Raw genomic sequence first — 12,454 nt, forward strand, 5'->3', positions numbered from 1 at the left:
CGAAACACCTGTTTCGCTCCGGCGCCGAACGTAGGCACGGTCGCACCCACGTCGAACGTAGGCCTGGCCGCTCCAGGAGCGCCCACGGAGCGGCTACTCCTACGTTCAGTACCCACGGTCTGGTCGGTAGCGTGACGACATGGACACCGCCGCCGTCTACCGCCAGTTCGCCGGGAGCCAGGCGCTCAACGGCGGCTCGCCCACCTACCAGGACTGGGCGCGCGGGGTCGCCGTCGACCCGGAGCTGTGCGCCCTGCTGGACACGCTGCCCGAGCCCAGGCGACAGCCCAACCTGCTGTTCGCGGCGGCGCGGCTGGCCGGAGCGCCGGCCAGCGGCTGGGCCGAGGTGCGGCCCTGGCTGCACGCCGCCTGGCCCGACGTCGAGCAGGTCATGCGCACGCACACCACCCAGACCAACGAGCCGCGGCGCTGCGCCACGCTCCTGCCCGCCCTCGCCGCGGTCGAGGGGCCGATCGCGCTGATCGAGGTGGGCGCGTCGGCGGGGCTGTGCCTCTACCCGGACCGGTACTCCTACCTGTACACGTCGCCCGACGGCGGCCGCACGCGCCTCGACCCGGCCGACAGCCCGGGCCACGTGGTCCTGCCCTGCGAGATCGAGGGCCCCGTTCCCACGCGGATGCCCGACGTCGTCTGGCGCGCCGGCATCGACCTCAACCCCCTGGACGTGCGCGACCCCGCCGACCTCGCCTGGCTGGAGGCGCTGGTCTGGCCCGAGCACAGCGACCGGACAGAGACGCTCCGCGCGGCCGCGCGCGTGGTGGCGGAGGACCCGCCGCGGCTGGTCACCGGCGACCTGCTCGACGGCCTGCCGGACCTGGTGGCCTCGGCACCCGCCGAGGCCACCGTCGTCGTGCAGAACTCAGCGGTGCTCTACTACCTCACGCCCGCCGAGCTGCTGACCTTCGAGGCCACGATGGCCGGCCTGCAGCGGACGCGCGGCGCCGTCTGGCTGAGCAACGAGGGCTGGACCGTCCTGCCCGACGTCGCGGCCAGGCTTCCCCAGGGCCTCTCGCCCCAGTTCATCCTGGCCCGCGACGGCGAGCCGGTGGCTCTCACGGACCCGCACGGCCGGTCGGTGCGGCTGCTGACGTAGTGCGCAGCAGCTCCCACAGCCGGTCGCGCTGGATCGGCAGGTCACGGGGCCGGACTCCCGTGGCGTCGGCTATCGCGTTCGCCAGCGCCGGGGCCACCGGGTTGTACGGGGCCTCGCTCATCGACTTCGCGCCGCGGGGCCCGAGGCGGTCGACGGTGTCGGCGAACAGCACCTCGGTCACCGGGATGTCCGCGAGCTGCGGCACCCGGTAGCGCCGCAGCGTGCGCGTCACGACGACGCCGTCGCGCACCACCATGCGCTCCGTCATCGCCGAGCCGAGCGCCTGTCCCACGCCGCCGTCGATCTGCCCGCGCAGCTGCTCCGGGTTGATGACCACTCCGGCGTCGGCGGCATGCACCGACTGCAGGATCCGCACCTCCCCGGTCCCCCGATGCACGCCCACCCGAAACCCGTGCACATTGAAGGCGACGGACCGAGGCGACCCGTCATGCGTGGCCTCGGCCCAGATCCCAGCCAGTTGAGTGCTGGGTATTTGCCCTGCCGAACCGTTTCGAGAGGACAAATACCCAGCACTCAGCTGGTCCAGCTTGGTCTTGAGGGACGACGCCGCTCGGGCTACCGCCAAGCCCGCTACCACCGAGCCCGCCGAGCCGAAGGCGCCCGTGTCGTAGCCGGCCGTCGCGGTGTCCGACGGGCGCACCCGCACCCGCTCGACCGGAACCCCGAGCTCCGTGGCCGCGATCTGCGCGTGCACCGTGGTGGTGCCGTTGCCGAACTCGGCGGTCCCGACGTCGACCACGAAGTCGCCGTCGGCGTCGACCGAGACCTTGGCGTGCGTGAAGTGGCCGCGCGGCGGGATGGTCGCGATCATCGCGAGGGCTACGCCGCTGCCGACCGACCATTCCTCGTCCAGCCCGGTCTCGGCAGGCTCGACCGGCGAGGGCGGGTCGACCGGCGGGTGCGGGTCGGCCGGCGGACGTGGCCGGGCCAGGGCGCTCTCGACCAGGTCGAGGCACTGGTCCAGGCCGTAGGACCCGTACTCCAGGTCCCCGTCCACCGGCCGCCCGACGACGAACGCGTCGCCCGGCCGGATCACGTTCCGGCGCCGCATCTCGACGGGATCGATGCCGAGCTGCGCGGCCAGCTCGTCGATCGCGCCCTCGATGGCGAACTGCACCTGCCCCAGCCCGTACCCGCGGAACGCCCCGGACGGCACGTTGTTCGTGTAGACCGACTCCGCGTCGACGCGCTTGTTCGGGGCGCGGTAGACGGCCATCGACTCGTGCACGCCGTGGAACATGACGCCCGGCGCGTGGTTGCCGTAGGCGCCGGTGTCTGCCAGGACGTCGATGGCCAGCGCCGTCAGCCGCCCCTCCGCGTCGGCGCCCGCGCGGACGCCGATCCGCATCGGGTGCCTGCACGGCACGGTGGTGAACTGCTCCTCGCGGCTGAGCTCCCACTGCACGGGCCGGCCGGTGCGCAGGGTCGCGAGCGCCACGACGTCCTCGACGAGCAGCTCCTGCTTGCCGCCGAACCCGCCGCCGACGCGGCCCGCCACCACACGGACCCGCTCCTCGGGGAGGTCCAGGAGCCGGGCCAGCTCGTCGCGCACGAGGAAAGGCACCTGCGTGGAGGTGCGCACGTGCAGGACATCGCCGTCTCGCCCTGAGCCTGTCGAAGGGTCGGGCCCGGGCGCGAGCCACGACCGCGCGCCGTGCGTCTCCAGGGCCACATGGTTCACGCGGTCGGTGGTCCAGGTGCCCTCCACAGAGGCGGCCGACGCCGCGAGCGCCGCGGCGACGCCGTCGTGCCCCGGCTCGGCGTACTCCTCGTGCAGCTGCGCGACGACGTTCCTGCTCGCCTCCGCGACGCGGTGCTCGCCAGGTGTCTTGCCGGGGTGGAGCAGGGGCGCGCCGGGGTGCCTCGCGGCCTCCGGGTCGAAGACGGCGGGCAGCGTCTCGTACTCGACGTCCACGAGAGCGAGCGCCGCGCGGGCCTGCCGGGGCGTCTCCGCGACCGCGACGGCGACGCGCTGGCCCACGAACCGGAGCACGGGGTCGAGGATGCGGGTGTCGTCGGGGTCGTCGAGGCGGTTCTCGTGGCGGGCGGTCGAGAAGAGTATGTCCGGGACGTCGTGATGGGTGAGCACGAGGTGCACCCCGGGCGCGCCGCGGGCCGCCGTCGCGTCGATGCGGGTGATCCGGGCGTGCGGGTGCGGGCTGCCGAGGACCGCGACGTGCAGCAGGCCGGGCGGGGCGGGCTCGTCCAGCGTGTAGGACTCGCGGCCGCTCACGACCCGGGCGGCGGCGGGCGCGACGACGGCGCGGCCGAACGCCTCGCCGGGCTCCGCCACCTCGGTGTTCACGCGGCCGGCGAGGGCGTCCCGGATCGACCGGTACCCGGTGCACCGACACAGGTTCCCTTTGAGTGCCTCCCCCACCGAGATCGCCGAAGTAGAGCGCTTGTCCGCCTCCTCGGCCGACTGGCCCGCGCTGGTCCCGGACGAGCGCTCTACTTCGGCGATCTCCAGCCCTGCGATGGTGCACACCATGCCCGACGTGCAGAAGCCGCACTGGAACCCTGCGGCGTCGACGAACGCCTGCTGGACGGGGTGCAGGTGGTCGGCGTCCGCGGAAGGGTCGCCGCCCGGCCCGAACCGGCCCAACCCCGCGGCCGTCACCACGTCGGAGTCGGCCGCCCGGTGCACGGGGACCAGGCACGACTGCACCGGGGCGCCGTCGAGCAGCACCGTGCACGCGCCGCAGTCGCCCGCGTCGCAGCCCTTCTTGACCGCCGTGGCTCCCTGCTCGCGCAGGTAGGTGCGGAGGCACTGGCCGGGGCGCGGCTCTGCCGCGGCCTCGATGCCGTCGATCCTCATGCATCGCCCCTCAGGTGCGTCAGGTAGAGACCACACGATCGAGGTGTGTTGCTGCGAGTAGACATTGTCGACTTAGAGCAACACACCCCGAGGGGTACCTGTTTCCCCGGGAGGCTCATGCGCTGACCAACTCGTCGAGCGCCTCGTGCGCGAGCCGCCGCGTCATCGCCGCGCGCCACTCGCGGCTGCCGTGCACGTCCTCGAACCACGCGTCGGTGCTGTCCAGCCGGTCGATCCAGTGGTCGACCGCCGCGTGGTCCCGAGCGTGCAGGCTGAGCGGCGCCGCCACGGACGCGGTCACGATGATCGTCGGACCCTGGTCGCCCGTCCGTCCCGTCACCATGGCCGCAGTGCGGCCGGTCGAGGTCAGGGACGCCCGGCGAAACACCGTCCGCTGCGCGAGCACCGCGGAAGGCACCCGCACCTCGCGCAGCACCTCCCCTGGCGCCAGGTCCACGACCCCCGCGCCGGTGACCAGATCCGCCACGGGAACCTCCCGCGACCCACCCTCGGCCGACGTCCAGATCACCGCCACCGCGTCGAGCGAAGCGAACAGCCCGGCCATGGACCCGGCCGGCAGCCCCAGCGCAAGATTCCCGCCCACCGTCGCGCTCCTGGCCACCTTGGACGAGAGCGTCAGCGCCGACACGCACGGCGCCACGAGCCCGAGCGCGCGATAGGGCCCGCCCGTGTCCGCGCCCAGCGACCCCGGCCCGGACACCAGCTGCTCCAGCGTGCACGTCCCGGCGACCCGCAGCCCCGCGCCGTCGACGGACCACGGCTCCCAGCCCATCCCCGTCAGGTCCACCAGGCCCGTCACCCCCTCGGGGACCGGCTCGGAGTACAGGTACGTGCCCCCGCCCAGGAAGGCCTCACCGGGCCGCAGCACGCAGTCCGCTCGCGTCCGCGCCACCCGCACGGTGTCGATGTCGAGATCCATGGCGGCGCCGGTCAGCTCTCGTCGATCTCGCGCAGCAGGGCGTACCTGGCGTCTATCGCCTCGACGCGGTCGGCCGCGCCGTCGAGCGCCCCGTGCACCCGGTCCGACAGGACCGCCACCACGCTCACGGGCGCCACCATCGAGTCGAAGGCGCCCTCCGTGGTGATCGGGCACTCGATCCACCAGGTCACGGCGCTCGCGAGGTGCCGGAGGCTGGAGTCCGCGAGCAGGAGCACCCGGACGCCGTCGGCCAGCAGGGCCTCGACCATCGCTGCCACCTTGAACGCGTGCCGGCGGATCGAGACCACGACCACCACGTCCTCGGGCCCGAGCCCGACGAGGTCGTCAGCGAGCGACTGGCCAGGTCCGGGCGCGAGGTGCACCCGACCGCGCACCTGGATCAGGTTGCGCCGCAGCTGGGTGGCCGGCCCGAGCGAGCCACGGCGTCCGACGACCACCACGTCGCGCGCGGTGGCGAGCGCGGCGGCGACGTCGTCGAGCATCGTGTCGTCGAGGGCCGAGTAGACCTTCTCGAGGTTCTTGACCTCCTGCTCCAGCCGCTCCCGCAGGCCCGGCGAGGGGTCGACGGCGATCGGCAGCCCGCGCCCGCGCTGGACGCGGAGGTGCTCGCGCAGCCCCTCGAAGTCCTCGTAGCCGAGCTTGCGGAACAGCCTGCTCATCGTCGCCTTCGAGACGCCGGCGAGCGCGGCGAGCTCCGTGGCCCGGTATGTCCCGAGGTCGCCGAGGTGGTCCAGCAGGGCGTCGGCGGCGCGCCGCTCCTGCGGCGACAGGTCGCGGTAGCCGGCGGATATCCGGTCCTCGAGCGGTGTGCCCCCTGCCTTCATCGCGTCTCCTCGTGGTCGCGAGCCAGTGCGAGCACCGCCTCGGTGAACGCGTCGAGCGCGACGGCGACGTCCTCGGTTTCCACGTGCTCGTCCGGGTGGTGGCTGATCCCGTCGCGGCAGCGCAGGAACAGCATGCCGACGTCGGTCACCGCGTCCATCGCCATGCCGTCGTGCCCGGCGGGGCTCCAGAGCCCGAGCGTCGTCGTCCCGGCGGTCCCTGAGCCTGTTGAACGGGTCGCCTCCGCGATCCCCGCCGCCACGGCGGCCTGCATCCGTTCGGCGCAGGCGGTCGACGGCGCCCGGTGGGTCTCGACCACCTCGAGCTTCACGCCCCGCTCCTGCGCGATGTCGTGGCCGACCGCCGAGATCTGCTCCCACAGCGTGTCGCGTCCGCTGTCGGTCCGGCCGCGCAGGTCGAGCGTGAGCTCCGCCAGGCCGGGGATCACGTTGACGGCGCCGGGCTCCACCCGGATGTCGCCGACGGTGGCGAGGCAGTCGGTCGCCTTGGCCAGCTCCTCGATCCGGGTGACGAGGTGCGCGGCGGCGACCAGCGCGTCCCGCCGTCGGCTGAAGGGGGTACCGCCCGCGTGGCGGGCCTCGCCAGTGATCGTGAGCACGAACCGCCGCGCCCCCGCGATGGACGTGACATACCCGAGCGGCAGGTTCGCCGACTCCAGCACCGGGCCCTGCTCGATGTGCGCCTCCAGGTAGCCGACGAGATCCTCAGGGCGGCGGGCGGCGTCGCCCACGCGGTCCGGGGCCAGGCCGAACTGCAGGAAGGCGTCGCGCAGGGTCACGCCGTCGGCGTCCGCCTGGTCCCACCAGGCCGGGTCCCACTGGCCCGACGCCGCGCAGCTGCCCAGCAGCGCCTTGCCGAACCGGGTGCCCTCCTCGTCGGAGAACCCGACGACCTCCAGCGCGAACGGGAGCGGGACGTCCCGCAGCCGGTGCGCGACGGCGATGGCGAGGACGACGCCGAGCATGCCGTCGTACCGTCCGGCGTCGGGCACGGTGTCGAGGTGCGAGCCCAGCACCAGCGCCGGCTCACCGGCGGTGCCCGGACGCTGCGGCGTGCCGTCTGCGGCGCGGCGGCCCCAGAGGTTGCCCGCGGCGTCGGTCTCGGTGTCGAGGCCCGCGTCGAGCATCCAGGCCCGGACCGCCATGTTGGCGGCGGAGTGCTCGGGCGACAGGTAGACGCGTTCGAGCGCGTCGGGCCGAGACGAGTGGCGCGTCAGGTCGTCGCACCGCTCCATCACCCAAGATGCGGTTCCGATCCCGGTCCCGTTCACGGCTGAACCTCCGAGGCGAGAACGGGGTTGTGTTCGGTTCCGGCGCCCACCGGGACATAACCCCGTTCGCGCTCGGTCTCGTACGACACCAGGGCAGCCGAGACGCCGCCGCCCGGCGGAACGTCGAGCCCTGCGCGGCGGAGCTCGTGCTCCAGGGCCGCGAGGGTGGTGAGGACGGCGTCCCGGCGGGCGTTGAAGCCCATGGTCCCGATCCGCCAGACGACGCCGTGCAGCGGCCCGAAGGACGTGCCGATCTCGATCCCGAAGTTGTCGAGGAGGCCGCCGCGGACGGCGTCCCCGTCCACGGCGTCGGGGATACGCACGGCGACCACGTTGTGCATCTTGTGGCCGACGTCGCCGAAGACCTCCAGGCCCAGGCCGAGCACCCCGGCCAGCATCGCGCCGCCGTGCCGTGCGTGCCGGCCCACCGCCGTCGCCATGCCCTCGTCCTTGAGCAGCCGCGCGCACTCGCGGGCCGCGTACAGCATCGACGTGGCCTCGGTGTGGTGGTTGAGCCGGCGCGGGCCCCAGTACTCCATGATCTGGGCGAGGTCGAGGTAGTTGGACACGATCGGGGCGCCGTGCGGGGCGACGTCGTCGGAGGTGCGGATACCCGCCTCGACGTGCTTGCGCCGGTCGATCGCCGCGGCCGCGGCGGGCGAGAGCGTCACGGGCGCGCTGCCCGACGGCCCGCCCAGGCACTTCTGCAGCCCGGCGGTCGCCGCGTCGATGCCCCACTCGTCGGTGTGGAACGGGTTGCCGCCGAGCGTCGCGGTCGCGTCGACGTACAGCAGGGCGTCGTGCTCGTGGGCGATCCGGCCCAGCTCGGCGAGCGGCTGGGCCATCGTCGTGGAGGTGTCCCCGTGCACGACGGCGAGCAGCCGCGGCTGCACCCGGCGGACGGCGTCCTCGATCTGCCCCGGGTCGAAGACCGTTCCCCACTCGGTCTCGATGGTGTGCACCTCGGCCCCGGCGCGCGCGCAGATCTCCGCGAGCAGGTGCCCGAACCTGCCGAACACCGGGACCAGCACCCGGTCACCCGGCTCCAGCAGGGACACGAGAGCCGCCTCGATGCCGGCGCGCGAGGTGCCGTCCACGAGGAAGGTCTGCTCGTTGGCGGTGTCCCAGACGGTGCGCCACAGCGCCATGGCCTCGGTCATCGTGTCGGTCATGAACGGGTCGAACTGGCCGACGAGCGGTGCCGCCATGGCGCGGAGCACGCGCGGGTCGGCATCGACAGGCCCGGGTCCCATCAGCAGCCGAGCGGGCGGATGGATCTGCCTCATGCGGGCCTCCTCAAAAGCACCCCGAACGTCGTTGAGTGCTGGCTATTTGCGGCGTCGAAACGTTCCGACCCCGCAAATACCCCGCACTCAGCGACGGCGCCGGTGACGGTCAGGCCGTCGTACGCGCTGATCTTGTTCTTGTGGGCCAGCTCCGACGCCCGGAAAGTCGTCGTCGTGTCAGGGGTGTAGACGATCAGGTCGGCGGCGGCGCCCTCCGCGATCACGCCCTTCGGGCGCGCGCCCCGGTCCAGGCCCACCAGCGCGGCGGTGTTGGCCGAGGTCCAGCGAGAGACGTCGGCGAGGGAGACGCCGCGGCCTCGGGCGGCGTCCGCGAGGGCGAGGAACCCGGCCTGCAGGCCCGAGATACCGCCCCAGGCCTGCTGCAGGTCGACCTCGCCCGGGGCCGCCCCCCGGTACTTCTCCTCGGCTGTCGCCGGCGAGTGGTCGCTGACCACGCAGTCGAGGATGCCGGCGCGGAGGCCGTCCCACAGCGCGTCCTGGTTGCCGCGGTCGCGGATGGGCGGGCAGCACTTGAAGGCGGCGTCGCCGTCGGGGATGTGCTCGGCGTCGAAGACCAGGTAGTGGTGGCAGGTCTCGGCAGTGACGGGCAGGCCCTCGTCCTTGGCCTCGGCGATCAGGTCGAGCGCCCGCGCGGAGGACAGGTGCAGCACGTGGGTGCGCACACCCGTCTCGCGGACGGCGTCGAGCAGCCCGGCGATCGCCGTCGTCTCCGCCTCGTCGGGGCGCGAGAGCAGGAAGTCCGCGTACGCGCGGCTGCCCCCGTGCGGGGCGGCCGCGAGGGCCGCCGGGTCCTCGGCGTGCACGATGAGCAGGCCGCCGAACCGCGCGATCCGGTCCGCCGCCTCCAGGAGCGCGTCCGGCCCGAGCGGCGGGAACTCGGGCACTCCCGAGTCGGCGAGGAAGCACTTGAAGCCGAAGACCCCCGCGTCCCAGAGCGGCTCGAGGTCGTTGGCGTTGCCGGGGACGGCGCCGCCCCAGAAGCCGACGTCGCAGTGCAGCTCGCCCCGCGCCCGCACGGCCTCGGCGGCCGCGCGCTTGGTCTCCAGGGCCTGCACGGTGGTGGTCGGCGGGAGCGAGTTGAGCGGCATGTCGACGATCGTCGTGACCCCGCCCAGCGCCGCCGCCCGGGTCGCCGAGGCGAACCCCTCCCATGCGGTGCGGCCCGGCTCGTTGACGTGCACGTGCGTATCGACGACGCCGGGCAGCACCACCTTGTCGCCGAGCTCGACGACCTGCGGCGGGGGTGCGGGGACGGCACCGAGCACCTCGCCGAACAGGTCGTCGGCCGGCTTGAGGACGGCAGCCGGATCGGACGTGCCCCACCAGACCTGGTCGATCCGGTCGCCCTCGATCCGCAGCACCGCGGGCCGGAGCTCGTCCTCGACCAGGACCCGCTCGGACGCGATGACCACGCTCCTGCTGCTCTGCGGACCGCCGCTCATACGAATCCTCCGATCGTGGACCAGACGGGATGCTCGGCCGCCGGTGCACCGGAGCCGGCCGGTGCGCCGGAGCCGGCCGAGGTGTCGTCGGCCGCGGAGCGCTGGACGGCCGCCTCGATCAGCCCGTAGGGCCGGTCGGCGGCGAAGAACACCTCGCCGGGGTTGTCCAGGCCGAACGGATCCAGGTCGACGAGGAAGTGGTGGTTGTTCGGGCACGAGAGCCGGATCTCGGCGATGTCGGGATAGGCCTCCAGCACCGCCCGGCCCATCGCGTAGACGGTCTGCTGCAGGGCCAGGGAGTGCAGCTCGGCGAAGGTCGCCAGCAGGATCGAGCGGACCGCCGCGAAGCGCTCGTCGTACTCCTCGGGGCCCGCGGTGTCGACGAACGACTGCTCGTACCGCCACCAGCCGCTGACGTCGGTCGCGAGGATCCGGTCCTCGGTCTCGGGCAGCGTCGTGTACCGGTCGCGCGGGAACCCGGCAAACTCCGAGCCCGTCGACTTCAGCACCGTGACGTCCCGCAGCCCCGCGAGCACGGTCGGGCCGGCGGAGTCGGCGTGGACCAGCGCGGTCCGCCGCTCGGCGCCGCCCCGCACGAACGCGTGGTCGTGGCCGACCCCGGGACCCGGCTGCGGATCCGCCGCGATCCGCTCCCAGCCGTACTGCTCCGCGAGCCAGCGTCCGCCGCTGATCTGCGGCTCCTGGAGGAAGTGCCGGGCGAGCCGCAGCAGGAACGTCTCCGGCGATCCGACGCCGTCCCGCGCGAACGCGTACACGGTGTTCTTCTGCGTGTCCGTCGCGACGACGCCGGTGTTGTCGCCGGACTCGTGCGTGGCGCGGAAGTCACCGCGGAGCTGCGAGGTGATGCTGAGGTCGGTGATGCGGTGCCGTGCGGTGTCACGGTCGACCCGCACGAGCCGCACCTCGGCCTTGCCGTACTGGTTGGGTCCCAGGACTATCGACATTCAGCTCCCCCGGTAGGTGGTGTAGGCGAACGGGCTCAGCAAGAGGGCGACGTGCGTGTGGTCAGGCCCGAGGACGACGTCGAGCACCACCTGGCCGAAGAAGGTCTCCCGGTCCTGCGCCGCGAACCAGTCGCCGGCGGCGAAGGTCAGGACGTGCCGCCCGGGCGTGACCTCGCCCCAGCTGATGCGGCCGTCGTCGTCGGTCACGGCCTGGCGGCTGTCGAGCGTGACGGCCAGTCCCCGGGCCGGGAGGCCGAGTGCGGCGTCGAGCACGTGCGTCGAAGCGGTGCTCACGACGCCGCCTCCGCGGGTTCCGCCGCCGGTTCCTCGACGAGCGTCTCCAGGCGCAGCAGCGCGATCTGGCGGAGCTGCTCAGCGGTCACCAGCGCCTCGGCGGCCGGGTCGTTGCCGAGGCGTTCGGTGAGGTTGGCGAGGATGTCGTCCGCCGTGCGCCCGGCGGCCCGGACCAGGTAGATCCGGCCGAACTTCGCCTCGTACGCGGCGTTGCCGGCGGCGATCCGGGCGGCTGTCGCCTCGGCCGCCGTCGGCTGCTCGGTGCGGGACAGCCGTGCCTCGGTGCTGTCCCCCGACGCGCGTTCGCCGATGCGGGGGTGGTGCGCGAGCGCCGCGTCGACGTCGGCGGCCGTCCACTCGGCCGCGGCCCGCATGGCGCGGAGCAGGAGCGAGTCCCGGCACCGGTAGGGGCGGCCGGCCACCACGTCGTCGACCCAGGAGCCGATGTCGGCACACGGGCGGACCGTCGCGGCGGCGTCGGCGACGGGCAGGGCGTTGAAGGTAGCGAGGTCCACGGAGACAAACCTAGTTTCAAAGTGTCGTCTGCGGTGAGACACGCGTTTCAGCTGGGTAAAAACTTTACTGGGCCCAGCTGGTCAGACGAGCCGGCCAGTTCGCAGCACATACGCGATGTCCGGCCGCCCCAGGCGCTCCGCCGACGCCGCGGCCGCCTCGTGGTCGTACGGCACGGCGAGCAGCTGGGCCGTCCACCCGTCCGCGGCGTCGGACAGGATCGCGTACCGGGCCTCCGGCGCGCCTACCTCGACCCGGTGCGGGAGCGGTGCGTCGTCGGCGTAGGCGGGCCAGCCCACGCTGCCGGGGTTGACCAGCAGCGACCCGTCCGGCAGCGGACGGATGCGGGCCTGGTGGGTGTGTCCGCACAGGTACAGGGCGTGCGCGCCGTAGGCGGCTCCGAGGCGTTCGACCAGCTCGTCGTCGGTCGCCTCGCGCACTCCGCTCGGGTACTCCGCCGTCGGCCCGACGACGGTCTGGGTGAGGTAGGTGGCGTCGTCGTCCGGCACCGCATGGAAGGCCAGCACCCCGGGGACAGGCTCGACGGTGAGCGGGAGCGAGCCGAGCCACGCGCGGTCGGCGTCGGCCAGGACGCCCGAGGCGATGCGGTCGACAGTGCCCTTCTCGTCGTACGGCAGCGTCAGCACCTGGCGTTCGTGGTTGCCGCGGACGGTCACGATGTCGGGCCGCGTGGCGAGCAGGTCCAGGGTCCCGCGCGGGTCGACGGCGCCGGAGATGATGTCGCCGAGGTTCAGCACGAGGTCCACCCCCTCGGCGTCGATGGCGGCGAGGACCGCCGCGAGCGCCGGGGCGTTGCCGTGGACGTCGGAGAGGACAGCGATACGGGTCATCCGCGCAGGCTAACGGCCGGGCGGGCGCCGGAGCGGTCCTGCCGGCGTACGCCCG

At 73.5% G+C, this 12,454-nt stretch carries 11 protein-coding genes; 1 reads left to right on the forward strand and 10 read right to left on the reverse strand.

The genetic code is table 11. The features are described from left to right. Nucleotides 1-139: 139 nt before the first annotated feature. The gene (locus ACFO6V_RS09880) at nucleotides 140-1,114 is read left to right on the forward strand and encodes a DUF2332 domain-containing protein (protein WP_377134722.1); all 975 of its coding nucleotides are present in this window, start codon (nucleotides 140-142) and stop codon (nucleotides 1,112-1,114) included. Here the strand turns inward: ACFO6V_RS09880 and ACFO6V_RS09885 are convergent. The 10 genes from ACFO6V_RS09885 to ACFO6V_RS09930 all read right to left on the reverse strand — a co-directional run bounded on the left by ACFO6V_RS09885 (nucleotide 1,074) and on the right by ACFO6V_RS09930 (nucleotide 12,399). Beyond that, a complete protein-coding gene (locus tag ACFO6V_RS09885) occupies nucleotides 1,074-3,953 on the reverse strand; it encodes a molybdopterin-dependent oxidoreductase (RefSeq protein WP_377134724.1) in 2,880 nt (959 codons plus the stop codon). The two genes, ACFO6V_RS09880 and ACFO6V_RS09885, sit on opposite strands and share 41 nt — an antisense overlap. A gap of 115 nt (nucleotides 3,954-4,068) precedes the next feature. Next, complete coding sequence (locus ACFO6V_RS09890) at nucleotides 4,069-4,893, reverse strand: FAD binding domain-containing protein (RefSeq protein WP_377134726.1); 825 nt, start codon at nucleotides 4,891-4,893, stop codon at nucleotides 4,069-4,071. An 11-nt stretch (nucleotides 4,894-4,904) separates the two neighbouring features. Then, on the reverse strand, nucleotides 4,905-5,738 hold the full coding sequence (locus tag ACFO6V_RS09895) for a MurR/RpiR family transcriptional regulator (RefSeq protein ID WP_377134728.1): 834 nt from the start codon (nucleotides 5,736-5,738) through the stop codon (nucleotides 4,905-4,907). Further along, nucleotides 5,735-7,027 (reverse strand): Zn-dependent hydrolase, encoded by a 1,293-nt coding sequence (locus ACFO6V_RS09900; protein WP_377134730.1) that lies wholly within the window; start codon nucleotides 7,025-7,027, stop codon nucleotides 5,735-5,737. The genes ACFO6V_RS09895 and ACFO6V_RS09900 overlap by 4 nt, the downstream gene beginning before the upstream one ends. Then, the gene (locus ACFO6V_RS09905) at nucleotides 7,024-8,313 is read right to left on the reverse strand and encodes a pyridoxal-phosphate-dependent aminotransferase family protein (protein WP_377134732.1); all 1,290 of its coding nucleotides are present in this window, start codon (nucleotides 8,311-8,313) and stop codon (nucleotides 7,024-7,026) included. The genes ACFO6V_RS09900 and ACFO6V_RS09905 overlap by 4 nt, the downstream gene beginning before the upstream one ends. Further along, the gene (gene allB, locus ACFO6V_RS09910) at nucleotides 8,310-9,776 is read right to left on the reverse strand and encodes an allantoinase AllB (protein WP_377134734.1); all 1,467 of its coding nucleotides are present in this window, start codon (nucleotides 9,774-9,776) and stop codon (nucleotides 8,310-8,312) included. Before allB ends, ACFO6V_RS09905 begins: the two co-directional genes overlap by 4 nt. Further along, nucleotides 9,773-10,741 carry a factor-independent urate hydroxylase gene (gene pucL / locus ACFO6V_RS09915; RefSeq protein WP_377134736.1) on the reverse strand — a complete coding sequence of 323 codons (969 nt, stop codon included), beginning with the start codon at nucleotides 10,739-10,741 and terminating at the stop codon, nucleotides 9,773-9,775. The genes allB and pucL overlap by 4 nt, the downstream gene beginning before the upstream one ends. Beyond that, entirely contained in the window at nucleotides 10,742-11,035 is a 294-nt protein-coding gene (locus tag ACFO6V_RS09920) for a hydroxyisourate hydrolase (RefSeq protein WP_377134738.1), read from the reverse strand. Further along, entirely contained in the window at nucleotides 11,032-11,550 is a 519-nt protein-coding gene (gene uraD / locus ACFO6V_RS09925; RefSeq protein WP_377134740.1) for a 2-oxo-4-hydroxy-4-carboxy-5-ureidoimidazoline decarboxylase, read from the reverse strand. The genes ACFO6V_RS09920 and uraD overlap by 4 nt, the downstream gene beginning before the upstream one ends. 81 nt (nucleotides 11,551-11,631) lie before the next feature. Further along, a complete protein-coding gene (locus tag ACFO6V_RS09930; RefSeq protein ID WP_377134742.1) occupies nucleotides 11,632-12,399 on the reverse strand; it encodes a metallophosphoesterase family protein in 768 nt (255 codons plus the stop codon). Nucleotides 12,400-12,454: the final 55 nt, after the last annotated feature.

This window comes from Promicromonospora alba, from assembly GCF_042654905.1.
Lineage (GTDB): Bacteria > Actinomycetota > Actinomycetes > Actinomycetales > Cellulomonadaceae > Promicromonospora > Promicromonospora alba.

What these genes read in the sequence shown, in the direction of transcription:
- ACFO6V_RS09885 (WP_377134724.1), bottom strand. Translation starts at nt 3,953, where the DNA reads ATGAGGATCGACGGCATCGAGGCCGCGGCAGAGCCGCGCCCCGGCCAG.
- ACFO6V_RS09880 (WP_377134722.1), top strand. Translation starts at nt 140, where the DNA reads ATGGACACCGCCGCCGTCTACCGCCAGTTCGCCGGGAGCCAGGCGCTC.
- ACFO6V_RS09895 (WP_377134728.1), bottom strand. Translation starts at nt 5,738, where the DNA reads ATGAAGGCAGGGGGCACACCGCTCGAGGACCGGATATCCGCCGGCTAC.
- pucL (WP_377134736.1), bottom strand. Translation starts at nt 10,741, where the DNA reads ATGTCGATAGTCCTGGGACCCAACCAGTACGGCAAGGCCGAGGTGCGG.
- ACFO6V_RS09930 (WP_377134742.1), bottom strand. Translation starts at nt 12,399, where the DNA reads ATGACCCGTATCGCTGTCCTCTCCGACGTCCACGGCAACGCCCCGGCG.
- allB (WP_377134734.1), bottom strand. Translation starts at nt 9,776, where the DNA reads ATGAGCGGCGGTCCGCAGAGCAGCAGGAGCGTGGTCATCGCGTCCGAG.
- ACFO6V_RS09905 (WP_377134732.1), bottom strand. Translation starts at nt 8,313, where the DNA reads ATGAGGCAGATCCATCCGCCCGCTCGGCTGCTGATGGGACCCGGGCCT.
- ACFO6V_RS09890 (WP_377134726.1), bottom strand. Translation starts at nt 4,893, where the DNA reads ATGGATCTCGACATCGACACCGTGCGGGTGGCGCGGACGCGAGCGGAC.